This window comes from Cumulibacter manganitolerans, from assembly GCF_009602465.1.
In the GTDB taxonomy this organism is placed as follows: domain Bacteria; phylum Actinomycetota; class Actinomycetes; order Mycobacteriales; family Antricoccaceae; genus Cumulibacter; species Cumulibacter manganitolerans.
On record NZ_WBKP01000027.1, the window covers coordinates 24,496 to 46,793 of the forward strand.

22 protein-coding genes are annotated in these 22,298 nt (G+C 71.8%); 6 read left to right on the plus strand and 16 right to left on the minus strand.

What is annotated here, in order from left to right; translation table 11 throughout:
* Positions 1-10: 10 nt before the first annotated feature.
* The 6 genes from F8A92_RS11065 to F8A92_RS11090 form a co-directional block, all read right to left on the minus strand.
* Positions 11-508 carry a LytR C-terminal domain-containing protein gene (locus F8A92_RS11065; protein ID WP_153505222.1) on the minus strand — a complete coding sequence of 166 codons (498 nt, stop codon included), beginning with the start codon at positions 506-508 and terminating at the stop codon, positions 11-13.
* A gap of 5 nt (positions 509-513) precedes the next feature.
* On the minus strand, positions 514-819 hold the full coding sequence (locus F8A92_RS11070; RefSeq protein ID WP_153505223.1) for a DUF3263 domain-containing protein: 306 nt from the start codon (positions 817-819) through the stop codon (positions 514-516).
* 132 nt (positions 820-951) lie between these two features.
* On the minus strand, positions 952-1,875 hold the full coding sequence (rarD, locus tag F8A92_RS11075) for an EamA family transporter RarD (protein ID WP_153505224.1): 924 nt from the start codon (positions 1,873-1,875) through the stop codon (positions 952-954).
* Positions 1,868-2,974 (minus strand): trans-sulfuration enzyme family protein, encoded by a 1,107-nt coding sequence (locus F8A92_RS11080; protein WP_153505225.1) that lies wholly within the window; start codon positions 2,972-2,974, stop codon positions 1,868-1,870. The genes rarD and F8A92_RS11080 overlap by 8 nt, the downstream gene beginning before the upstream one ends.
* 22 nt (positions 2,975-2,996) lie before the next feature.
* Positions 2,997-4,712, minus strand: coding sequence for a GMC oxidoreductase (locus F8A92_RS11085; protein ID WP_153505226.1), 1,716 nt, complete (start codon positions 4,710-4,712; stop codon positions 2,997-2,999).
* Positions 4,713-5,384, minus strand: a complete 672-nt coding sequence (locus F8A92_RS11090) for a uracil-DNA glycosylase (protein ID WP_153505227.1) — start codon at positions 5,382-5,384, stop codon at positions 4,713-4,715.
* A 24-nt stretch (positions 5,385-5,408) separates the two neighbouring features.
* Between F8A92_RS11090 and F8A92_RS11095 the strand changes: the two genes are divergently transcribed.
* On the plus strand, positions 5,409-6,305 hold the full coding sequence (locus F8A92_RS11095) for an LLM class flavin-dependent oxidoreductase (RefSeq protein WP_153505228.1): 897 nt from the start codon (positions 5,409-5,411) through the stop codon (positions 6,303-6,305).
* Positions 6,302-6,799 carry a flavin reductase family protein gene (locus F8A92_RS11100; protein ID WP_153505229.1) on the plus strand — a complete coding sequence of 166 codons (498 nt, stop codon included), beginning with the start codon at positions 6,302-6,304 and terminating at the stop codon, positions 6,797-6,799. The genes F8A92_RS11095 and F8A92_RS11100 overlap by 4 nt, the downstream gene beginning before the upstream one ends.
* 24 nt (positions 6,800-6,823) lie before the next feature.
* Here F8A92_RS11100 and F8A92_RS11105 read toward each other — a convergent pair whose 3' ends face one another.
* The 3 genes from F8A92_RS11105 to trxA form a co-directional block, all read right to left on the minus strand.
* Positions 6,824-7,612 (minus strand): enoyl-CoA hydratase-related protein, encoded by a 789-nt coding sequence (locus tag F8A92_RS11105; protein WP_153505230.1) that lies wholly within the window; start codon positions 7,610-7,612, stop codon positions 6,824-6,826.
* A 104-nt stretch (positions 7,613-7,716) separates the two neighbouring features.
* Positions 7,717-8,187: an OsmC family protein gene (locus F8A92_RS11110; protein WP_228389379.1), complete on the minus strand. Its 471-nt coding sequence runs from the start codon at positions 8,185-8,187 to the stop codon at positions 7,717-7,719.
* Complete coding sequence (gene trxA / locus F8A92_RS11115; protein WP_153505231.1) at positions 8,184-8,552, minus strand: thioredoxin; 369 nt, start codon at positions 8,550-8,552, stop codon at positions 8,184-8,186. Before trxA ends, F8A92_RS11110 begins: the two co-directional genes overlap by 4 nt.
* Positions 8,553-8,667: 115 nt before the next feature.
* Here trxA and F8A92_RS11120 point away from each other — a divergent pair, with 115 nt between their 5' ends.
* Both F8A92_RS11120 and F8A92_RS11125 read left to right on the plus strand, forming a co-directional pair.
* On the plus strand, positions 8,668-11,835 hold the full coding sequence (locus F8A92_RS11120; RefSeq protein ID WP_153505232.1) for a bifunctional cytochrome P450/NADPH--P450 reductase: 3,168 nt from the start codon (positions 8,668-8,670) through the stop codon (positions 11,833-11,835).
* Positions 11,822-12,451: a TetR/AcrR family transcriptional regulator gene (locus F8A92_RS11125; protein ID WP_153505233.1), complete on the plus strand. Its 630-nt coding sequence runs from the start codon at positions 11,822-11,824 to the stop codon at positions 12,449-12,451. The genes F8A92_RS11120 and F8A92_RS11125 overlap by 14 nt, the downstream gene beginning before the upstream one ends.
* Before the next feature lie 787 nt (positions 12,452-13,238).
* Here F8A92_RS11125 and F8A92_RS11130 read toward each other — a convergent pair.
* Genes F8A92_RS11130 through F8A92_RS11140 form a run of 3 tightly spaced genes read right to left on the minus strand, consistent with a single transcriptional unit; the run spans position 13,239 to position 16,727 of the window.
* Complete coding sequence (locus F8A92_RS11130; protein ID WP_153505234.1) at positions 13,239-14,774, minus strand: acyl-CoA synthetase; 1,536 nt, start codon at positions 14,772-14,774, stop codon at positions 13,239-13,241.
* Between the two features lie 14 nt (positions 14,775-14,788).
* On the minus strand, positions 14,789-15,730 hold the full coding sequence (locus tag F8A92_RS11135; RefSeq protein WP_153505235.1) for an LLM class F420-dependent oxidoreductase: 942 nt from the start codon (positions 15,728-15,730) through the stop codon (positions 14,789-14,791).
* A 40-nt stretch (positions 15,731-15,770) separates the two neighbouring features.
* Positions 15,771-16,727 carry a cyclase family protein gene (locus F8A92_RS11140; protein WP_153505236.1) on the minus strand — a complete coding sequence of 319 codons (957 nt, stop codon included), beginning with the start codon at positions 16,725-16,727 and terminating at the stop codon, positions 15,771-15,773.
* Positions 16,728-16,814: 87 nt separating this feature from the next.
* Between F8A92_RS11140 and F8A92_RS11145 the strand changes: the two genes are divergently transcribed.
* Positions 16,815-17,942 carry an acyl-CoA dehydrogenase family protein gene (locus tag F8A92_RS11145; protein WP_153505237.1) on the plus strand — a complete coding sequence of 376 codons (1,128 nt, stop codon included), beginning with the start codon at positions 16,815-16,817 and terminating at the stop codon, positions 17,940-17,942.
* A gap of 1 nt (position 17,943) precedes the next feature.
* Here F8A92_RS11145 and F8A92_RS11150 read toward each other — a convergent pair whose 3' ends face one another.
* Together F8A92_RS11150 and F8A92_RS11155 are read right to left on the minus strand one after the other, a co-directional pair.
* Positions 17,944-18,990, minus strand: a complete 1,047-nt coding sequence (locus tag F8A92_RS11150) for a hypothetical protein (protein WP_153505238.1) — start codon at positions 18,988-18,990, stop codon at positions 17,944-17,946.
* On the minus strand, positions 18,987-19,472 hold the full coding sequence (locus F8A92_RS11155) for a SigE family RNA polymerase sigma factor (RefSeq protein ID WP_228389380.1): 486 nt from the start codon (positions 19,470-19,472) through the stop codon (positions 18,987-18,989). Before F8A92_RS11155 ends, F8A92_RS11150 begins: the two co-directional genes overlap by 4 nt.
* A gap of 195 nt (positions 19,473-19,667) precedes the next feature.
* Between F8A92_RS11155 and F8A92_RS11160 the strand changes: the two genes are divergently transcribed.
* Positions 19,668-20,234, plus strand: coding sequence for a DinB family protein (locus tag F8A92_RS11160; RefSeq protein WP_153505239.1), 567 nt, complete (start codon positions 19,668-19,670; stop codon positions 20,232-20,234).
* Here the strand turns inward: F8A92_RS11160 and F8A92_RS11165 are convergent.
* Together F8A92_RS11165 and F8A92_RS11170 are read right to left on the minus strand one after the other, a co-directional pair.
* Positions 20,231-20,857 (minus strand): response regulator, encoded by a 627-nt coding sequence (locus tag F8A92_RS11165; RefSeq protein WP_153505240.1) that lies wholly within the window; start codon positions 20,855-20,857, stop codon positions 20,231-20,233. The genes F8A92_RS11160 and F8A92_RS11165 overlap by 4 nt on opposite strands.
* Complete coding sequence (locus F8A92_RS11170; protein ID WP_153505241.1) at positions 20,854-22,098, minus strand: sensor histidine kinase; 1,245 nt, start codon at positions 22,096-22,098, stop codon at positions 20,854-20,856. Before F8A92_RS11170 ends, F8A92_RS11165 begins: the two co-directional genes overlap by 4 nt.
* Positions 22,099-22,298 lie beyond the last annotated feature (200 nt).

Below are 22,298 nucleotides of genomic sequence, written 5' to 3' on the forward strand. Positions count from 1 at the left end.
CCGATCAGGCTCAGGGCGTCCAGTCTCCGGTCATGACGACGACGACCCCGCTGTACTTGAACCCAGCGGGCGCCTCCGCGGCGGTGAGCTTGGGGAACGCCTTCACGAGGTCCTGGGCGGCGGCGTGCGCCGCCTCGTCACCGGCCGGGTAGTACACGGTGGAGCTCTTCGGGGCGTCCGAGCCCGACAGGTTGCCGGTCTGGGTGACCTGCCAGCCCTCCTTCTCGAACGCGGCCTTGCCCTTGGCCGCCAGGCCGCCGGTGCTGCTGGCGTTGAGCACGGTCAGCGGCGCCTTGGCATCGGCCGGCTTCGAGGCGCCCGAGGAGCCGCTCGCGCTGCCGGACGTCGCGCCGGCGGACTGGGCCGCGTCGGAGGCGCCCTTGCTCGGGCCGGTGGCGCCGAGCTTGCCGGTCAGCGCGAGCACCGCGAGGACGATCAGCACGATCCCGATGACGGCGGCGACGGCGCCGCCGATGCGGCGACGCCGGACGTCGGCAGCGGTCAGCATCGGCGCTACTGCGGTTCGATGCCGAGGCGGCGGGCCGAGCGGGCTCGCTGGCGGGTGGCGCGCAGCCGGCGCAGCCGCTTGACCAGCATCGGGTCGGCGGCGAGCGCCTCCGGCCGGTCGATGAGCGCGTTCAGCACCTGGTAGTAGCGCGTGCCGGAGAGCCCGAACAGCTCCTTGACGGCCTGCTCCTTGGCGCCGGCGTACTTCCACCACTGCCGCTCGAAGGCGAGGATGTCGCGCTCGCGCCGGGTCAGCCCGTCGACGACCTCGTCGGAGTCGTCGCCCGTCTGCAGAGCCTGCGCGATGTCCATGCCTCGTCCTTGCCTCGGGAGCGTCACGCGGTAAACGACACGCGTGTGATTCCGGGCTTCATTGTGCCATGCGCGGCCGCGGCGGGCGGCACGCCACCGGGGCGTTGCGGCCGATTTCCGGCGCCCCGCCCGCTAGATCGCCTCAGGCGTCACAGCCATCTCATCGGCCCGGGTGCGGCGCTCCCGATGGGCGTTGTGCAGCGCGTCGACGGAGAACACGATCAGCGCCGCCCACACGATCGCGAACCCGGTCCAGCGGGCCGCGGACATCGGCTCGCCGAACACCACCACGCCCAGCAGGAACTGCATCGTCGGGGTGATGTACTGCATCAGACCGAGGGTCGACAGCGGGATGGACTGCGCCGAGACCGCGAACAGCACGAGCGGGACGGCGGTGACGAGCCCCATCAGCACGATGAGCACGACGTGCAGCGCACCGTGGTGGCCGAACGTCGACGTGCCGGTGCTCATCAGGTACGCGAGGAACGCGACCGACGCGGGGAGCAGGATCAGCGCCTCGACCATCAGCCCGGACAGCGGCGGGGTCGGGCTGATCTTCTTCAGCAGGCCGTAGACGCCGAAGGAGGCCGCGAGCGACAGGCCGAGCCACGGGAACTGCCCGACCTCGATGGTCAGCACGATGACGGCCACGGCGGCGATGGCGATCGCCGCCCACTGCAGCGGTCGCAGCCGCTCGGAGAAGAACCACACCCCGAGCAGCACGCTGACCAGCGGGTTGACGTAGTAGCCGAGAGACACCTCGACCGTGCGTCCGACGTTCACCCCGTAGATGAACATCCCCCAGTTCACGCCGATCGCGATCGACGCGGCGACCAGCACCAGGGCGGTCCGCCGGTCGCGGAAGGCGGCGAGCACCTCGTGCCAGCGCCGGATGACCAGCAGCACCAGCGCCACCCACACGACCGCCCACACGACGCGGTGCGCCAGCAGCTCGAACGGCGTGGAGGGCGCCAGCGACCGCCAGTACAGCGGGAACAGCCCCCAGATGACCCAGGCCGCGAGGCCGGCGAGCAGCCCCCGCCGTTCCTCAGTCATCCAGCGCGTCCAGCGCGGTGCGCAGGTCGGCCCAGATGTCCTCGACGTCCTCGATGCCGACGCTCACCCGGATCAGCCCGGTGAGCGTGCCCTCGTTCCAGCGGTTGCGCCGCTCGGCGGTGGTCTCGACGCCGCCGAGGCTGGTGGCCATCACGACGAGCCGGGTGCCGGCGAGCACCCGGTCGGCGGCGTCCTCGCTCGCCACGCAGAACGACAGCATCGCGCCGTACCCGCTCATCTGCCGCGTCGCGAGGTCGTGCCCCGGATCGTCGGGCAGGCCGGGGTAGCAGACCCGCGTCACGGCCGGATGCTGCGCGAGCCGCTCCGCGAGCACGCCGGCGGACGCCTCCGCCCGGTCCAGGCGCACCGCGAGGGTGCGCAGGCCGCGCAGCGCGAGAAAGCTCTCGAGTGCGCCCGGCACCGCGCCGTGCAGCTGCCGCCGGCGCGCGACCGGCGCCAGCGCGGCCTCGTCGCGCCCGACGACGACGCCCATCAGCAGGTCGGAGTGCCCGCCGATGTACTTGGTCGCCGAGTGCACGACGTACGTCGCGCCCAGCTCCAGCGGCCGCAGCCGCAGCGGCGTGGCGAACGTCGAGTCGACGACCATCGGGACGCCGTGCCGCTGTGCGAGCCGGCCCAGCTCCTCGACGTCGAGGACCTGGATCAGCGGGTTGCTGGGCGTCTCGATCCACAGCAGGTCCGCGCCCGGCAGCGCCGCCTCGACGGCCGCCGGATCGAGCGCGTCGACGCGCACGTCACGCAGCCGGCCGGCCTGCTGCAGGTCGCCGAGCAGCGACCGTACGCCGTGGTAGAGGTTGTCGGCGGTCAGCACGGTGCCCCCGAGCGGCACGGTCTCCACGATCGCCGCCGCGGCCGCCATGCCGCTGGCGAAGGACAGCGCGGCGCCGCCCTCCAGCGCGCCGATCGCGACCTCGAAGGCGTGGTGGGAGCCGGTGCCGAACCGCGCGTAGTCGGTGCCGCCCTCCCGGAACGTCGAGGCCAGCACCGGCGGCTGGTTCAGCGGCGCGCCCGGGCCCTCGGGGCGGCCGAGCGCGACGGCGCGGGTCTGCAGCGTCCAGTTCACGGAAGAGTCGGTCACCGGGCCACGATATTCCTCCGGCTCAGACGATCGGCAGCCGCAGCGCCCCGACCGCGCCCTCCGGCACGACGGGGTGCCGCGGCGGCACCGGTGGCAGTGGGCGGTACGCCGAGCCGAGCGGTGGCCGGGTGTCGCGCTCGCCGTTGTTCGGCCACAGCGCGCACGCCCGCTCGGCCTGCGCGGTGATGGTCAGCGACGGGTTCACCCCGAGATTGGCCGACACGGTCGAGCCGTCCACGACGTGCAGGCCCGGGACGCCGTACGCGCGGTGGTATGGATCGACGACCCCCGTACGGGGCGAGTCGCCGATCACCGCCCCGCCCAGGAAGTGGGCGGTGAGCGGCCGTCCGAGGACCTCGCCCCAGTTGCCGCCGGCGTCGCCGCCCATCTTCCGGGCGAGGATCCGCGCGGCGGTGTTGCCCTCGGGGATCCAGTCGGGGTTGGGCTCGCCGTGCCCCTGGGTGGAGCGCAGCCGGAAGCGGCTGAAGCGGTCTCGCTCGCCGCGCACGGTGATCGAGTTGTCCAGGCTCTGCATGACCAGCGCGATGACGGTGCGCTGCGACCAGCCGCGACCGCGCAGCAGCCGGCCCGCGAGCCGCGGGTCGGCGGCGAGGGCGCGCAGGACCTTCCGGACCCGGCTCCCGGGTCCGCCGTCGGTGAGCGCGGTCTGCAGCAACCGCATCGCGTTGCTGCCCCGGCCGTATCGAACGGGTTCGATATGCGTGTGCTCGTTGGGGTGGATCGACGACGTGATCGCGACGCCCTCGGTGTAGTCCACGTCGTCGCCGCGGCTCGTGGCGCCCAGCAACGCCTCCGAGTTGGTGCGGGTGAGCTCGCCGAGCCGGTCGGAGAGCCCCGGCAGCAGGCCGTCGTGCTTCATCCGGTGCAGCAGCGACTGGGTGCCGTACGTGCCTGCGGCGAGGATCACCTCGCGGGCGGTGAGCCGGTGGACGGCGTCCGCCCGTCGGCCGGTGCGCACGACGTCCACCGCGAACCCGTCGCCGAGCGGCCGGATCGTCCTCACCGTGGACATGGGCAGCACTCGCGCCCCCGCCTTCTCGGCGAGGTGGAGGTAGTTCTTAACGAGGGTGTTCTTGGCGTTGTGCCGGCAGCCGGTCATGCACTCGCCGCAGTGCGTGCAGGCCCGGCGGGCCGGTCCGGCGCCGCCGAAGTAGGGATCGTCGGCCAGCTCGCCGGGCCCCACGCCGGGTCCGCCGAAGAACACTCCCACCGGCGCCTGCTGGAAGGTGTCGCCGACGCCCAGCTCGTCGGCGACCTCCTTCATCCGCTCGTCGGCGGGGGTCATCCGCGCGTACCGCACCACCCCGAGCATCCGCTTGGCCTGGTCGTAGTACGGCGCGAGCTCGGCCTTCCAATCGGTGATGTGCGCCCACTGCGGGTCGCGGTAGAACGCCTCGAGCGGCTCGTAGAGGGTGTTCGCGTAGACCAGCGACCCGCCGCCGACGCCCGCGCCGGCCAGGATCAGCACGTTGTCCAGCGCGTGGATCCGCTGGATGCCGTAGCAGCCGAGCCGGGGCGCCCACAGGAACCGGCGGGCCTGCCACGAGGTCTCGGCGTACGGCGAGGTGTCGGCGTCGCGCGCGTCGGCCGGGTCGTCGACGAACCGCTTGCCGGCCTCCAGGACGGCGACCCGGTAGCCCTTCTCGGTCAGCCGCAGGGCGCTGACGCTGCCGCCGAAGCCGGACCCGACCACCAGGACGTCGTAGTCGACGATCACCTACAGCCTCCAGTCGACGGGTTCGCCGCCCTGCTCGACGAGCAGCTCGTTGACGCGGCTGAACGGCCGGGAGCCGAAGAAGCCCCGGTCGGCGCTCATCGGCGACGGGTGCGCGGAGGCCACGACCGGGACGTCGCCGAGCCGCGGGGCCAGCGACTGCGCGTCGCGTCCCCACAGCAGCGCCACCAGCGGCCCGCCGCGCGCGACCAGCCCGTCGATGGCGGCATCGGTGACCGCCTCCCAGCCCTTGCCGCGGTGCGCGGCCGGCCGGCCCGGCTCCACGGTCAGGCAGCGGTTGAGCAGCAGCACGCCGTGCCGCTCCCACGGCGAGAGGTCCCCGTCGGCGGGCATCGCGTGGCCGAGGTCGGCGACGTACTCCCGGTAGATGTTCTGCAGCGAGCGGGGGATCGGACGGACATGCGGCTCGACGCTGAAGCTCAACCCGACCGCGTGGCCGGGCGTCGGGTACGGGTCCTGGCCGACGACGAGCACCTTGACGGCCGACAGCGGCTGCCCGAACGCCCGCAGGATCCGGTCGCCCGCGGGCAGGTACTGCCGCCCGGCGGCGACCTCGCCGCGCAGGAACTCCCCCATCCGGGCGATGACCGGTTCCACCGGCGCCAGCACCGGCAGCCATTCCGGATGGACGAGCTCGGCGAGGGGCGTGGGCATGCTGGCAGGCTATAGGGTCAGGCCATGCGCTTCAGTCTGTGGCTGCCGGCCGCCTTGCCCTGGGACGATCTGCACCGCCTCGCGGCGGACGCCGAACGGGCCGGATGGTCGGGCCTGTGGCTGGCCGACCACTTCATGCCGAACACCCCCGAGCCGAACGCCGAGCCGATGGGCGAGAGCCTCGCCCAGCTCGCCGCGCTCGCCGCCACGGTCCCGCGGGTGCGGATCGGGCCGCTGGTCGCCGCGAACACCTTCCGCCACCCGGCCGTGATGGCCAAGACCGCGACGCAGATCGACCTGATCAGCGGTGGGCGGTTCGTGCTGGGCCTCGGCGCCGGCTGGCAGGTCAACGAGCACGCGGCGTACGGCCTGGAGCTCGGCACCACGAAGGAGCGGCTGGCCTGGTTCCGGGAGGCGTGCGAGGTCATCACCTCGCTGCGCGACAACGAGCGGACGACGTTCGACGGCACCCACTACCGGCTGCGCGACGCCGCCCTGTCGCCGGCGCCGGCCGGGCGGCTCCCGCTGCTGATCGGGGCGAGCGGCGAGAAGGTGATGCCGAGGATCGTCGCGCAGTACGCCGACGAGTGGAACTGCTGGTCGACCCCGGACGTGTTCGCGCACAAGTCGGCGATCATGAGCGCGGCCTGCGAGGACCGCGAGCGCGACCCCGCCTCGCTGCACCGCTCGACCCAGGCGCTGGTGTTCCTCGGCGACGGCGGCGCAGAGAAGGCCGCCGAGGTGCGCGCCACCCGCCCGGCGATCGGCGGCACCCCCGACCAGCTGCGCGAGACGCTGGCCCAGTACGCCGACGCCGGGGTCGACGAGTTCATCCTGCCGACGTTCGGCCACCGCGATCCCGGCGAGATCGCCGAGTTCGCCGACCGTTTCCTGACCGAGGTGGCAGGGACGGCATCGTGAGCGAGATCGACCCCGACCTCTTCCGGGCGGTGCTCGGCAACTTCGCCAGCGGCGTCGCGGTCGTCACCGCCTCCGACGACGGCGTCCCGGTCGGGCTGACGGCGCAGTCGTTCATGTCCCTGTCGCTGGACCCGCCGCTGGTGATGTTCTGCCCGAACCGGACGTCGACGTCCTGGCCGCGCATCCAGCACGCCAAGCACTTCGCGGCGAACATCCTGGCCGAGGGCCAAGACGACCTGGGCCTGAAGTTCGCGCGCTCCGGCGGCGACAAGTTCGCCGGCGTGCCGTGGAGCCCCGGGCCGTCGGGCGCGCCACTGCTGGAGGGCGTGCTCGCGCACATCGACTGCACGATCGAGGCGGTGCATGCCGGCGGCGACCACCTGATCGTGGTGGGCCGGGTGCTGCACCTGGCGGCGGCGACCGAGCTCAAGCCGCTGGTCTACTTCCGCAGCAGCTTCGAGTCGCTGGCGGCCAGGCCGCCCGCGGCACCCTAGCCGCCGGGCGCCCCGGTACGCCCCTCAGACCTGCTCGGCGACACCCTCGAAGCGCGGCGCCCGCTTCTCGGTGAAGGCGCGCACGCCCTCGCCCAGCTCCGGCCCGGCCAGCGCCTCGCTCATCAGGTCGTTGGAGTCGGCGAGCGCCGCCTCGAGGTCGCTGCTCCAGTGCGAGTAGACCTGGCGCTTCATGACCGCGATGGCCTTGGGCGACACGGTCGAGGCGACCTGCTCGGCGTACGCCAGCGCGTCGTCGAGGACGGCGCCCTCGTCGCTCACGTGGTTGACCAGCCCGATCCGGTGCGCCTCCTCGGCGGTGATGATCCGGCTGCTCATCAGCAGATCGAGCGCGTTGCTGGTGCCGACCACGCGCGGAAGCAGCCAGGAGACACCGTGCTCGGCGATCAGGCCGAGCTTCGCGAACGCGGTGGTGAACTTCGCCGACGGGGCCGCGAACCGGACGTCGAGCATCAGCGCCTCGACGAGACCGAGCCCCGCGCACGCGCCGTTGATCGCGCCGACGACGGGCTTGGGGATGCTCAGCGGGAAGGTCTTCTTGCGGCCCGTCGAGGGTGCCGCGCCGGACTCGCTGATGCCGCTGAGCCGCTGCATGTCCGCGCCCGCGCAGAACCCCTTGCCCGCGCCGGTGACGACGATCGCCTTCACCTCGGCATCGGCGGCACCCGCGGCGAGCGCGTCGAAGTAGGCGTTCTCCAGCCCGTCGGTCCACGCGTTGAGCCGGTCGGGCCGGTTCAGGGTGATCAGCAGTACCGCGCCTCGGCGCTCGCTCAGGACCGGGTTCTCGTCACTCACTGGTTGCGCTCCCTCATCGACTGGCCTTTCGGCCAACCTATTCCCCGGGAGCGCGGCGCGTCGATCGGGGTGCCGGCGCTAAGGAATCCCGGTGGGTACGCGACCTACCGGTTCGAGGCCTGCTGATCGGTGATGACGTCGCTGATCGGGGTGCCGACCTCGACGGTGCGACCGACCGTGCACAGCTTCTCGCGGGAGCGGGCGACGATCTTCGGCACCATCGCGCGGGCCTCGTCACCGTCCGAGCCCTCGGGAAACTCGCCGTCGTAGGTGACGACGATGTCGGTGAGCCGGCTGCCGAGCTCGTCGCGCACCTTCGTCGCGCCGACTTCGATGCGCAGCGCGAGCGGCTCGGCCCGGCGCGAGACCAGGATGTCCAGGTCGACACCGGTACACGCGCCGATCGCGGCCAGCAGCAGCTCGCCCGGCATGAAGTCCGCGTCGGAGCCGGAGCCGGTGGTGATCTGGCCACCCCGCTCGTTGGTCACCGTGAACTTCGTGGGCGCGACCCGCTCCATGGTCACCGACCGAGCCCCCGCGTCCGACGGGGGCGCCTGGCGCGACTCGTCGCTCACTTGCCGGTCTCCTGCTTGGCGATCTCGGCGCGGACCTCGTCCATGTCCAGGCCCTTGACGGCGTCCACCAGCCCGGCGAAGTCCTTCTCGCCCAGCGCGCCCGCCTGACGGAACACCATGATGCCCTCGCGGAAGGCCATCAGGGTCGGGATCGAGGAGATCTGGGCGGCCGCGGCGATGGCCTGCTCCGCCTCGGTGTCGACCTTGCCGAACACGACGTCCTCGTGCTGCGCGGACACCTTGTCGTACACCGGCGCAAACATCCGGCAGGGGCCGCACCAGGACGCCCAGAAGTCGACGAACACGATGTCGTTGTCCGTGACGGTCTTCTCGAAGCTCTCGGTGGTCAGGTTGGTGGTGCTCATCAGTCCTCCAGTAGTGGGTGTGCCGTGGTAACGCCTGCTCGCCCGCCAGCATTCCACGAGCTAGGTTTCTGATGAGCAATTCACTTCTGAGCGTTTGTTCAGTTAGTCTGGTCGCATGACCAACACCGAACTGACCATCCCCGGCCCGCGGCAGTGGCCGGTCGTCGGCGCCCTGCCGGAGCTGCTGAGCGACGAGCGCCAGGTCAAGGTGATGGACACCCTGGCCACGCGGTACGGGCCGATCTTCCGGGTCGGCTTCGGCGGCACCGAGATGGTCGTCGTCAGCGGCCATGAGTACGTCCGGCAGATCTGCGGCGACCCCCGGTGGCGCAAGGTCGTGCACAGCGTGCTGCGCCCGATCCGGGCGTTCGGCGGCGACGGCCTGTTCACGGCGTACAACTCCGAGCCCAACTGGGCCAAGGCGCACCGGCTGCTGATGCCCGCGTTCGGGCCGATGGCCATCCGCGACTACTTCCCCCAGATGCTCGACATCGCCGACCAGATGCTCACCCGCTGGGAGCGCTTCGGCGAGGACCACGTCATCGACGTCACCGACGACATGACCCGGCTGACCCTCGACACGATCGCGCTGTGCGCCTTCGACTACCGGTTCAACTCCTTCTACGCCGACGACCTGCACCCCTTCGTCGGGGCGATGGTGCGCTCTCTCGTGGAGGCCGGCGACCGCTCCCGGCGGCTCCCCCAGGTTCAGCCGCTGCTGCGCCGCAAGAACAAGCAGTGGGACGCCGACGTCGCCTACCTGAAGACGGTCACCCGCGAGATCGTCGCCGCCCGCCGTAAGGTCCCGGCGGCGGACGCCCCGCACGACCTGCTGCAGCGGATGCTCACCGCGGTCGACCCGCTCACCGGCGAGAAGCTCTCCGCGGAGAACGTCGAGTACCAGCTCACGACGTTCCTCATCGCCGGCCACGAGACGACGTCGGGCCTGCTGTCGTTCGCCGTGTACCAGCTGCTGGCCAACCGTCAGGTCCTGGCGAAGGCACGGGTCGTCGTGGACGACGTGCTGGGCGACCGGCTGCCGCGCTTCGAGGACCTCGCCGAGCTCGGCTACGTCGGCCAGATCCTGCGCGAGACGCTGCGGCTGCACCCCACCGCGCCGGCGTTCGGCCTGAAGGCGCCCGAGGACGTCGTGCTGTCGGGCCGCTACCGGGTGCGCGCCGGGCAGACCGTCATGGTGATGCTGCCCAACCTGCACCGGGACGCCTCGGTGTGGGACCGGCCGGAGACGTTCGACCCCGAGCGGTTCGCGCCCGGGCGGCTCGAGTCCATCCCGGACTACGCCTGGATGCCGTTCGGCCACGGCGAGCGCGCGTGCATCGGACGGCCGTTCGCGCTGCAGGAGGCGACCCTCGTCCTCGCCATGCTGCTGCAGCGCTTCGACTTCGACTTCGCCGGTCCCTACGAGTACGACTTCAAGGAGACGCTGACGATCAAGCCGGCGGACCTGCAGATCGTCGCGCGGCCGCGCCGCGTCATCGACCGGTCCGGCACCGCCACGGCCGCCTCGGCCCCGTCGCCGACCGCCGCCGGGGACGCCGCCGGCCCGCCGCTGCTGGTGCTGTACGGGTCCAACTCCGGGAGCGCGGAGGGGTTCGCGCGGACGGTGGCCGGGGACGGCGCGGACCGCGGCTGGCGGGTGACGGTCGGCGCCCTCGACGACTACGTGAACCACCTGCCTGTCGACGGCGCGGTGCTGATCGTGACCGCCTCGTACAACGGTCTCCCGCCGGACAACGCGGGCCGCTTCATGTCGTGGCTCGACGGGCTCGAGCCCGGCGCCCTGGACGGCGTGCGGTACGCCGTGATGGGCGTCGGCAACCGCGACTGGCCGGCCACCTACCAGCGGATCCCGACCCTCGTGGACGAGCAGATGGCGGCCGCGGGCGCCACCCGGCTGCGATCCCGCGGCGAGGCCGACGGCCAGGGCGACTTCTTCGGCGACTGGGAACGCTGGTACCGCGGCCTGTGGCCGGAGCTCGAGACCGCGCTTCAGGTGACGGCCGCCGCGGTCGCGGACGGCCCGGCGTACGCCGTCGCGCGCGTCGACGAGCCGGCGCCGCACCCGCTCGCGGCCAAGCTGCGGATGCGGCCCGCGACCGTGCTGCACAACCGCGAGCTGGTCAACATGCGCTCCGAGCACGGCCGCTCGAAGCGGCACCTGGAGCTCGCGCTGCCGGAGGGGATGACGTACCGCACCGGCGACTACCTCTCGGTGCTGCCGGCCAACCACCCTGCGCTGGTCGCTCGCGCGGCACGCGCGGTCGGGATCGACCCGCAGAGCACGGTCACGCTGACCTCGCGGCGGGCGGCGGCCAACGCGTCGTTCCCTCTGGAGACTCCCGTGCCGGTGGCGACGCTGCTCGGCCAGTACGTCGACCTCACCCTCCCGGCGACCCGCGGGGCCCTGAAGAAGCTCGCCGCGGCGTGCCCGTGCCCTCCCGAGCGCCGGCAGATCGAGGCGCTGATCGAGGACGACGACCGCTACACCGCCGAGGTGCTGGGCAAGCACGTCGGCGTCGTCGATCTTCTCGAGCTGTTCCCGTCGTGCACGATCGATCTGCCCGCGCTGCTGGACATGCTGCGTCCGATGCGCGCCCGTCAGTACTCGATCTCGTCCAGCGACCTCGAGCAGCCGACGGTCGCCGCGCTGACGGTCGCCGTCCTCGAGGCGGACGCCCGCAGCGGGCTCGGGACGTACCACGGCACCGGATCGACCTACCTGCAGGCGATCCAGCCCGGCACGCAGATCGCGGTCGCGGTCACCAGTCCCAACGAGCACTTCCGCATGCCGGAGGACAACGCGCAGCCGGTCGTGCTGATCGGGGCGGGCAGCGGGATGGCGCCGTTCCGCGGCTTCATCCGCGAACGCGCCGCGCGAGCGCGCGCCGGTGAGCCGGCGGGACCGCTCGCGCTGTTCTTCGGCTGCGACGGGCCGGACATCGACGACCTGTACGCCGAGGAGTACGCCGCGGTGGCCGCGGAGGCGAACCTGCGCACCTACAAGGCGTATACCTTCGCGCCGGACGGTGAGATCATGTTCGTCCAGCACCGGCTGTGGGCCGAACGGCAGGCGGTGGCGACGCTGCTCGATTCGGATGCGAAGGTCATGGTGTGCGGGGACGGGGAACGCATGGCGCCGGCGGTGCATGACGCGCTCGTGCGCATCCACGCCGAGGCGACCGGCGGCAGCGTCGCGGAGTCCACCGCCTGGCTCGAGGCGCAACGCGCGACGGGACGGTACGCGACCGATGTCTTCTCCTGACGCGCAGTCGGTCGCGCGCAGCGACCGGCGCCGGGCCCGCACCCGTCAGAAGCTGATCGACGCGGCCCGCGGGTTCCTGCGCTCACCCGACTACGGCGAGCGGTCGATCGCCGAGATCACCGAGGCGGCGGACGTCGGGCTGGGCTCCTTCTACAACCACTTCTCGGGCAAGGAGGAGCTGTTCGCGGCCGCGGTGCACGAGGTCCTCGACGAGCACGGCGTCCTGCTGGATGCGACGGCGCCCAGCGCCGACCCCGACCCGGCCGAGCGCGTGGCGGTCGCGATCCGCTCGACGGCGCGGCTGGTCATCACGAACGTCGAGATGGCGCACATCCTGGCCGCGCAGGGCATGGCGATCCTGGACTCCGACACCGGCCTGATGCCGCGGGCGCGGCGCGTGCTCGGCGCGGGTATCGCGTCGGGCCGGTTCACCAGCGCGGATCCCGAGCTGCTGCTGACCGCGATCGTCGGCGCGCTGATGGCGGCGCTCCACCAGTGGGTGCGCACCCCGTCGCGCGTCGACGAGTCGTGGTGCGACGAGCTGGCCGAGCGGCTGCTCGTGCTGTGCGGCGTCCCCGCCGGCGAGGCCGCGGCCCTCGCCCACGCTCCCTTGTAGGCGCGGGTCGCCGCACCCAACCACCGGTCGTCGACCCCTCCACGGTCGCGGACCCCTCACGGTCGTCGCGTGCCTTCCACGGTCGTCGAGCGAGGGCGAGGAACGAGCCCGACGTCGAGACGCCGCACCATGACAACGCCCCCAACCACCAGGGCGACTCACCACGTCTCGACGTCGCTCGCCCCAGGGGGCTCGCTCGCTCGACGACCGTGATCCGGGCCCCTCCGACGTCGAGCCGCCACACCCGCCACGGTCGCGGACCCCTCAGGGTCGTCGCCCCCCTCACGGTCGTCGAGTGCCCTCACGGTCGTCGCCCCCCTCAACGGTCGTCGAGCGAGGGCGAGGAACGAGCCCGACGTCGAGACGCCGCACCACAAAAACGCCCCCAACCACCAGGGCGACTCACCACGTCTCGACGTCGCTCGCCCCAGGGGGCTCGCTCGCTAGACGACCGCGATCCGGGCCCTCCGACGTCGAGCCGCCACACCCGCCACGGTCGCGGACCCCTCACGGTCGTCGAGTCCCTCACCATCGTCGCCCCCTCACGCTCGTCGTCCCCCTTCACGGTCGTCGAGCGAGGGCGAGGAACGAGCCCGACGTCGAGACGCCGAACCACCACAATGCCCGGCACCACCAGGGCGACTCACCACGTCTCGACGTCGCTCGCCCCAGGGGGCTCGCTCGCTCGACGATCGTGGTGAGGGCGACCTGGACCGACGACGGTGGTTGGGGGCCCGCGCGCCAACGGCGAACGCGCGTGGGCGCGTGGGCGCCTGTTCGGGTGCGGTTACGACTCGTAGGTGGCGCGGATCTGGTGCTTGCGCAACTTGCCGGTGGGCGTGCGCGGCAGCTCGTCGACGAAGTCGATCGAGCGCGGCAGCTTGTACTTGGCGAGCTGCCCCCGCAGGTGCTCCATCAGCTGCTCACGGGTCTCCTCGGTCGCGGGAACCCCGGGAGCGAGCTGGACGACGGCCTTGACCTCCTCGCCCATCTCGGGGTGGTTGACGCCGATCACGGCGACGTCCTGCACGAGCGGGTGCATCGTGATGGCGTCCTCGACCTCCTGCGGGTAGATGTTCACCCCGCCGGAGATGATCACGAAGCTCTGCCGCTCGGCGAGGAACAGGTAGCCGTCCTCGTCGAGGTACCCCAGATCGCCGATCGCCGACCAGTTCGCGTGCTGCGGGTGCCGCGATGCGGCGGTCTTCTCCGGGTCGCCGTAGTACTCGAACGGCATCCCGCTCTGCTGCTCGAAGTAGACCTTCCCGACCTCGCCGGGCGGCAGCTCGTTGCCGTCCTCGTCGCACACGTGCAGCACGCCGACCGCGGCCTTGCCGACCGATCCGGGCTTGGCGAGCCACTGCTCGGTGTTGATCAGCGCCGATCCGTTGGACTCCGAGCCCGCGTAGTACTCCCAGATGACCGGACCCCACCAGTCGATCATCGCCCGCTTCACGTCGACCGGGCACGGCGCGGCGGCGTGGATCGCGGTCTGCATCGACGACACGTCGTACTTCGCGCGCACGTCGGGATCGAGCTTGAGCATCCGCACGAACATCGTGGGCACCCACTGGCTGTGGGTGATCTTGTGCTCGTCGATGAGCCGCAACGCCTCCTCGGCGTCGAACTTCGGCATCGCGTAGACGGTTCCGCCCTGCACCTGGATCTGCGCGGTGTAGCGCAGCGGTGCGGCGTGGTACAGCGGCGCCGGCGAGAGGTAGCGGGTGTTCTCGTCGAAGCCGTAGATCGGCGAGAGGTTCTTCAGCGAGCCGTCGCCGTCGGTCTTGACCGACTCCTCGCTGAGCGGGTGCCGCACGCCCTTCGGCCGGCCGGTGGTGCCCGAGGAGTAGAGCATCGTGCGGCCGGCGCGGTCGTCTGCCGGCGGGTCGTTCTCGCTCGCCGCGATGACCGCGTGCAGGTCCTCGAAGCCCTCGATGGACCCCTTGTACGCCAGGGCCTTCTGCACCGCGGGCGCCTGCGCGAGCGCCTCGGTCGCGAGGTCGGCCAGGTCGGCCGACGCGACGAGGATCTTCGCCCCGCAGTCCTTCAGGATGTACGAGACCTCGGCCGGCAGCAGGTGGAAGTTGATCGCGGTCAGGTACAGCCCCGACCGCATGACGGCCCAGTAGACCACGTAGTGCTCGACCGAGTTGGTCGCCAGCAGCGCGACGGTGTCCCCGCGCCGCAGCCCCTGCTCGTGCAACCAGGTCGCGAAGCGGGCCGACTGCTCCTCCAGCTCGGCATAGGTCAGCCGGTCACCGGAGTCGGTCATGATGATCGCCGGACGCTCCGGTGCGATCGCGGCCCACTTGCCTGGGTACATCAGGACACCTCAAACTAGTTCGCAGAGTTAACTATCTGCATTACATCAGACGCGATGAGCTCGAGGTGGTCCAGGTCCGAGAGGTCCAGGATCTGGAAGTACAGCCGCTGGGCACCGGCCTCCTGCAGCCGGCCGACCTTGTCGACGACCTCCTGCGGCGTCCCGGCGAAGCCGTTCTCGCGCAGCTCGTCGACGTCCCGGCCGATGGCGTCCGCGCGCCGCCGGATCTCCGCCTCGTCGCGGCCGACGCACGCCACCAGGCCGGCGGAGAGGGTCAGCGTCGAGCGGTCGCGGCCGATCGCATCGCACGCCTCGCCCACCCGGGCGAACTGCTGCGCGATCTCGTCGATCGGCACGAACACCCGGTTGAACTCCGCGGCGTACTGCGCGGCCAGCCGCGGCGTGCGCTTGGGGCCGCCGCCTCCGACGACGATCGGGACGCCGCCGTCCTGCGCCGGCTTCGGCAGCGCCGGCGACTCGGCGAGGGTGTAGTGCGCACCGTCGTGCGAGAACGTCTCGCCGACCGGCGTGCGCCACAACCCCGTCAGGATCGCCAGCTGCTCCTCGAGGACGTCGAAGCGCTCACCGAGCGACGGGAAGGGCAGCCCGTACGCGGTGTGCTCCCGCTCGTACCAGCCGGTCCCGAGACCCAGCTCGAGACGCCCACCTGACATCTGGTCGATCTGCGCGGCACTGATCGCGAGCACGCCGGGGTGGCGGAACGTCGCCGAGCAGACCAGCGTGCCGAGCCGGATGCGCTCGGTCTCGCGGGCCAGCCCGGCCAGCGTGACCAGGGCGTCGGTCGGGCCGGGGAGCCCGTCGCCGCCGCCCATCACCAGATAGTGGTCGGAGCGGAAGAAGGCGTCGAAGCCGAGGCTCTCGGTGGCGCGCGCGACGGTCAGCAGGTCGTCGTACGACGCACCCTGCTGCGGCTCGGTGAAGATACGGAAGTCCATGGGGCCATCCTTCACCATGCGCCGCGCGGCCCACCGGCGGCTACTTCAGGACGACCGCGTTCGCCGTGGAGCCGACCCCTCGCGGCGCCATCATCGGGCTGCTGACGAGCATGCCCTCGTACACGCCGGTCTCCCGGCAGTCCGCGACGAGGTCGCTGAGGTGCCACAGCTCGCCGAGTGCCATCCCGAAGCTGCCGATCAGCATCTGGTGCAGGAACCCGAACGGCGCGGTGCCCTCCCCGAACGTGGCCGGCCACGACTCGACGGAGTAGTTGTCCGACACCACGGCGGCGCAGTGGATGTCCCACAGGTAGCGGGCCATGTCCTCGCTGTTCTCGATCCCCGGGGAGACGAGGTCGTTCGGCAGGTCGTCGCGCGCCGCCTGGTCGAGGCCGGCGTACCACTGCTCGAAGCCGGTGTAGAGGACGACGATGTCACCGGTGCGGTGCTCGAGGCCGGCGTGCTCGACGGCCGCCTTGAGGTCCTCGACGGTGATCTTGGTGTTCGTGCCCGCGTCGTAGGACTTGCCCTGCTTCTCCATGGTGGCGGGGATGTCGAGGACGACCGCGCGTCCGGCGATGCCGTGCCGCGACCAGTTGATGATCATGTTCCGTTCAGCGGCGCGGATCTGGTCGATCGTCGCGCCGTTGTAGAACGTCCCGAGGTCGTACGCCACGTGCGCGAGCGAGTCCCACTGGCTGCCGCCCTGCGGGAAGAACGCGTCGTAGAAGTCGTCGCACGCGAGGTCGTTGCGGGTGACGAGCAGGTTGTGCTTCGGGTTGCCGCGCTTGGTGTTCGGCGCCGGGTCGTAGTTCGCGTAGGCGTGCTCCAGCGGGAACGCCGCGCCGCGCTTGACCAGCGCCGTCGCCTCGGCGACCCGCTCCTCGGTCAGCAGGTTGATCAGTCCGAGCTGGTCGTCCGCGCCGAAGATGTGCCAGCCGAGGCGTCCGCCGTTCGGGCCCTCGGGAAGTTCGTCGTACGAAGGAATTTGGGTCATGTCGGCAACCTACCGGCCGAAGCACGGCAGCGGAACCTGCCGGTGGAATACTGCAGGAACAAGCCTCGCCACCTGGTTGGGAGCGTCATGGACACCCAGTACTTCGCAGACCCGCATCTCGCCGAGCTGCACGGCGCGGGGGCCGCGCTCGCGAAATCCGCGTTCGTCGGCGCCGACCTCGACCAGCCGCTCTCAGCCGACCAGCTGCGGGTGGTCTTCGCGTCCCTGGCGCCCACCGGCTACCTCGGCGGCCGGGTCGACGAGGCGGACGGCGGCAGCGGGTTCACCGCCGAGGAGTTCGGCGCCCTCCTGGAGGGCGTCGCCGAGGTGGCGCCGTACCTGTCCAACCACAACGTGCAGCGGGAGATCGCCCGCCTCGGCTCGCCGGCGGCCAAGGACCGCTGGATGCCGCGGTTGCTGCGCGGCGACCTGATCGGCACGATCGCCGTCACCGAGACCCAGGCCGGCACGGACCTCAGCGGCGTCGAGGCGACGCTGAGCCCGGCGGACGACGGCTACACGCTCACCGGCCAGAAGCTGTGGGCGGTGCACACCATGACGGCCGACGTGGCCATCGTGCTGGCCCGCGACGCCGACGGCGACCTGGTCCGCGCGATCGTCGACCTCGACCAGCCGTCGGTGCAGCGGCAGGCCATCCCGACCGCCGGGCTGCGCTTCCTCACCTTCGGCCTGCTGGAGTTCCACCGCACGCCGGTCGCCCGCGACGATCTGCTGGACGTCGGCGGCGACGAGGGAGTCGCGCGGATGCTGGCCGCCGACCGCGCGCTCAGCGCCATCCAGGCCACCTCGGTCGCGCAGCGCGCGATCCACGCGACCATCAAGCAGCTGTCGACGCGGCGGATCGCCGGCGAGCCGGTGACCGACCGTGACGCCATCCGGCTCGAGGTGGGCCGGATGAGCGCGAGCGTCGAGGCCGCCCGCGCCTACGCGTATCAGGCGCTGCGCTTCCTGGACGCCGATCAGCGCGGCGTCGACGCGCTGGCCGCGGGAGCGAAGGCGCACGCGACGGAGGTCTGCTCGCAGGTGTGCGCGCGCGCCGTCGAGCTGTGCTCGGCCGAGGGGCTGATCGTCGGCAGCGAGGTGCTGCGGCTGCGCGACGACCTGGAGATGCTGGCCACCGCGCACGGCACCTCGCTCGTCAACGCCCTCGACTGGGGCGAGTACGTCATCGAGCAGTCCCAGATCCGTCGCTGACTCAGCGCCCCAAGACCAAGCAGTCGGTGACCGTCTCGCCGTCCGTGTACAGCTTGACCGTGTCGCCGACCGTCGGCCGTGTCGTCGTCGCCGGGATCCGGTAGTCGTACGTCGCCGGATTGTTGTTGACCGGCCCGTCCCCGCCGCTCGGGACGGCGCGATCCAGCGCGATCGTCACCGACCCGTCCGCGCTCGGCGTCACGGCGGTGACGATGCCGTAGTCGTAGGTTCGCAGGTCGCCCTGGCGGGCGGGCAGCTTCGCCTGCTGCAGCGCCTCCTTCATCGCGGCCACCACTGCCGGCGTGGCGTGCTCGCTGAACAGCACGTAGGTCGGCTTCCCCACGGTCACGAACGTCGCGGTGTCGACCGACGTCCCGTCGGCACACACCCAGTGGTAGCCCCGGTACTCGACCGGGTGCCCATCGGACTGGAAGCTCTCGTACCCGCTCAGCGATCTGCTCCCACCCGACGCCGGCGGGCAGTACTGCGGGTCGCTCGCGTACCCACCGTCGGTGTCGGCGTCGACCGTCTCCTGGCGGCTCACCACCTCGATCGTGCAGGTGCTCCCGTCGTCGCCGAGACAGACGCGCGCCGGATCACCGGTCGGCGATTTGGCCACCTGGAACCCCGGTGGGATCGGGATCTGGGCTCCGCCGTACACACCGGGCACGTACTGGACCGCGGCCGCCGTGCTCGACGCCGAGCTCGCCGTCGCGGTGCTCGGCTGGGTGGACTGCGTGGTCTCCCTCGGCGCGGACGACTGGCTGACGCCACCGGGGCCGGACGACCGGCTGACGCCGCCGGGGCCGGCCGGCCGGGTCTCGCGGTGCTGCGCCGCGAAGGTCCCGACCCCGACCGCGATGCCGATGACGGCCGCGCCGGCCAGCAGCGCGATCCGAGACCTGCGCCATCCACCGTCCGAGCCTGGCGCGCCTACCGGGTCCCCCGGCCGGCCCAGGTCGAGAGGGGGTACCGGTCGATCGTCCGGAAAGGCGTCGCGCGCGTGGCGGGCGAGCGTGGCGCGCAGGTCGTCCTCGAGCTCGCTCATCGGGCACCTCCGAGTGCTTCCTTGAGGGCAGTCATTCCGCGGCTCGTCGACGACTTGACGGTCCCCGCCGAGATGCCCAGGGCACCGGCGATCTCCGCTTCCGACAGGCCGCTCCAGTAGCGCAGCACCAGCACCTCGCGTTGCCGGTCCGGCAGCGCGCGGAGCGCCTCGATCAGCCGGCTCTGCTCGGCCTCCCGCATGAGTCTCGTGTCTGCGGGCGGTCCCTCCTTCTCACCGGCGAGCGCGTGCAGGTGCTTGCGGGCGACGACGGTGTGCCGCACGGCGGAACGAGACCGATTGAGGATCGCCCTTCGCACGTACGCCAGCGCCGCCTCGGGGCGGTGCAGACGGTGCTCGGCCCGATGCAGGGCGAGGAAGGCGTCCTGCACCAGGTCCTCCGCGGCGTCCGCGCTGCCGGTCAGCAGATATGCCAGCCGCACCATTTGGTGCCAGTTGTCCGCGTACAGCGCCTGTACGTCCACGGTGCCTCCCTTCGCCTTGCATCCAGTCGCACGGAGGCGTCGGAAGGTTGTCGGCGCGCCCCATCCGTGTCCCTATCGTGACCTGGGCCTACGGTGTCCCATCTCAGCAGCGAGACGATCTCGGCAGCCGATCGGCAGCCGTTCACCGTGCCGGAATGTCTCATTTCTGTCGGCCACAGGTGGCAGGCTCAGCCCATGAGCGACATCCAGCTGAACGAGTCACTCGTCATGCAGCTCGACGTGCACTGGACGGGGCAGCTACGGCCGCGCCTGCAGGGGCTCACCGACGACGAGTACTTCTGGGAGCCGGTCGACGGCTGCTGGAACGTGCGGCGGCGCGGTACGTCCACGGCGCCCATCGCGGCCGGCTCGGGCGACTGGGTCGTCGAGTTCGAGATGCCCGAGCCCGTGCCGGCGCCGGTGACCACGATCGCGTGGCGGCTGGCGCACATCGTCGTCGGCGTGCTCGGCAGCCGGGTGGCGAGCCATTTCGGGGGCCCGGTGTGCGAGTACGAGACCTGGTCGTACGCCGGCGGCGCCGACGAGGCGCTGCGCCAGCTCGACGAGCAGTACGCCGCGTGGGTCGCCGGCGTCCGCACGCTCGGCGAGGACCGGCTGGCGGAGCCGTGCGGACCGGCGGAGGGTCCGTACGCCGACTACCCGATGCTCGACCTGGTGCTGCACATCAACCGCGAGGTGATCCACCACGGTGCCGAGATCGCCCTGCTGCGCGATCTGTACCGCGCCAGGGGCATCGGCTAGCGAAGCATCCCCAGCTCGCGGGCGCGGGCGAGCGCCGCCGTGCGGCTGGAGACCCCGAGCTTGCCGTAGACGTGCGCGAGGTGGCTCTTGATGGTCGGCTGGCTCAGGTGCAGCTGGGCGCCGATCTCGCGATTCGACAGACCCGCAGCGACGAGCGCCAGCACCTCACGCTCTCTTTCGGTGAGCGCGACGTCGGGCCTGCTTTGCCGCTGCTTGAGGCGATCGGCAACGATCGGCGCGAGAACGACACGGCCCTGAGCCGCCGCGTGAACGGCTTCGGTCAGCGCGGCCGGCGGCGCGTCCTTCAGCAGATAGCCGCTCGCGCCGGCCTCGATCGCCTCGAGGATGTCGACGTCGTTGTCGTAGTTCGTGAGCACCAGGACCGCGGGCGGCCTCGGCAGCCGCCGCAGCCGCCGGGTCGCCTCCGCACCCGAGATGCCTTCCGCGAACCGCAGGTCCATGGTGACGACGTCGACGGGCGGCCTCGCGGTCTGCACCTGGACGATCGCATCGAGCGCGAGTCCGACCTCGCCGGTGATCTCGATGTCCGGGTCACCGGCGAGTACGGCGCGGAGCCCGGACCGCACGATCGGGTGGTCGTCGGCGATCAGCACGCGGATCATGACCGCAGTCCTCGTCCCGGATCGCCGGGCGGCACCGGGACCTGCACGGAGACGAGCGTGCCCTCCCCCGGCTCGCCGACCACGGCGAGGTAGCCGCCGAGCTCGGCGGCGCGAGCGCGCATCCCCGATATGCCGAAGGACCCGTCCGGCATTCCGCCCGGCGCGAGGACGCGGTCGCTGTCGAACCCGCGCCCGTCGTCGCCGATCTCGAGCAGGACGTCGTCCTCGCCGTATTGCAGGACGACGGTCGCCGTGCTCGCCTCGGCATGCTTGGCGACGTTGGCCAGCGACTCCTGCGCGATGCGCAGCAGCGTCGCCTCGATCGCGGTAGGCAGGGTGCGAGGGTGTCCGGCGATCCGGGTGGTCACTCGCAGGCCGCCGCGCGGCTGAGCCGCGACGCGCTCGAGCGCGGTGACGAGCGATCGTCCGGCCAGCGGCGCCGGGGTGAGATCGGCGATGAACGCTCGCGTCTCGCCGAGCGCCGAGGAGGCGGCGTCCCGCGCCGCCTGCAGATGCTGCTCGCGAGCGGCGGGATCGGCGTCGCGTTCGGCCGCGTGCACGAGCAGCTGGATGCTGGAGAGGTGCTGGGCGACGGTGTCGTGGAGCTCGCGGCCCAGCCGCGCGCGTTCCGCGAGCCGCCCGGTGCTGCGCTCGGACTCGACCAGGCGCGCCTGGGCGCTCTCGAGCGCCTCGATGAGCTCGGCGCGCGCGGTGGACTGCGCGATCACGGCACGTAGCCCGATCATCACCGCGACGAGGATCCCGGCGCTCGCGATCGGCCCGATGAACGCGGCCGACGTCCACCCGTGGTGCACGCTCTGGCCGAGCCCGGTCAGCACCGCGAGCGTGATCGCGGTCGCCGTCCCGATCGCCGGCGGCAGCAACCACAGCGAGAGGAAGTAGAGGACGAAGCCGAGGTACGCCGCCTGCCGCGTCAGCACGATCAACCCCGCCCAAGGCAGGCAGAGCGCGATCAGCCAGAGCGCCGATCGCCACCGCAGCGCGGAAGCCGGCCGATCGACCAGCTCGCCGTGGCGGTGCAGGACGACGGCGCCGCCGATGCCGATCAGCACTTCGACGACGGCGAGGGTGACGACGGGGGCCGCGGATTCGTCGCGTGCCAGCAGCGCCTCGACGACCGGGAACGCGAGCAGCAGGGCGAGCACCAGGGCGATCGCGACGAGCATCGCGCGCGACACCGCCAGCACCTCGTCGGTCGCGGTCCTCAGGCTCTTCAGCACGGCACCGATGGTAGGCGGCCGTGCGAGACCGTCGACGCGATCGGGTTTTCCACAGGTGCGCGGTGGCCGGAAAGTTGTCGGGCTTGGCACCTATGTTCTAGTCATGGGCAGCGAGGCGACGAGCGGGGTCATGGCCGACCCGGGCGATGTCGCGCTGGCCGAGATCATCGAGGTGCGCAAGCAGCAGGCCGCGCTGCACC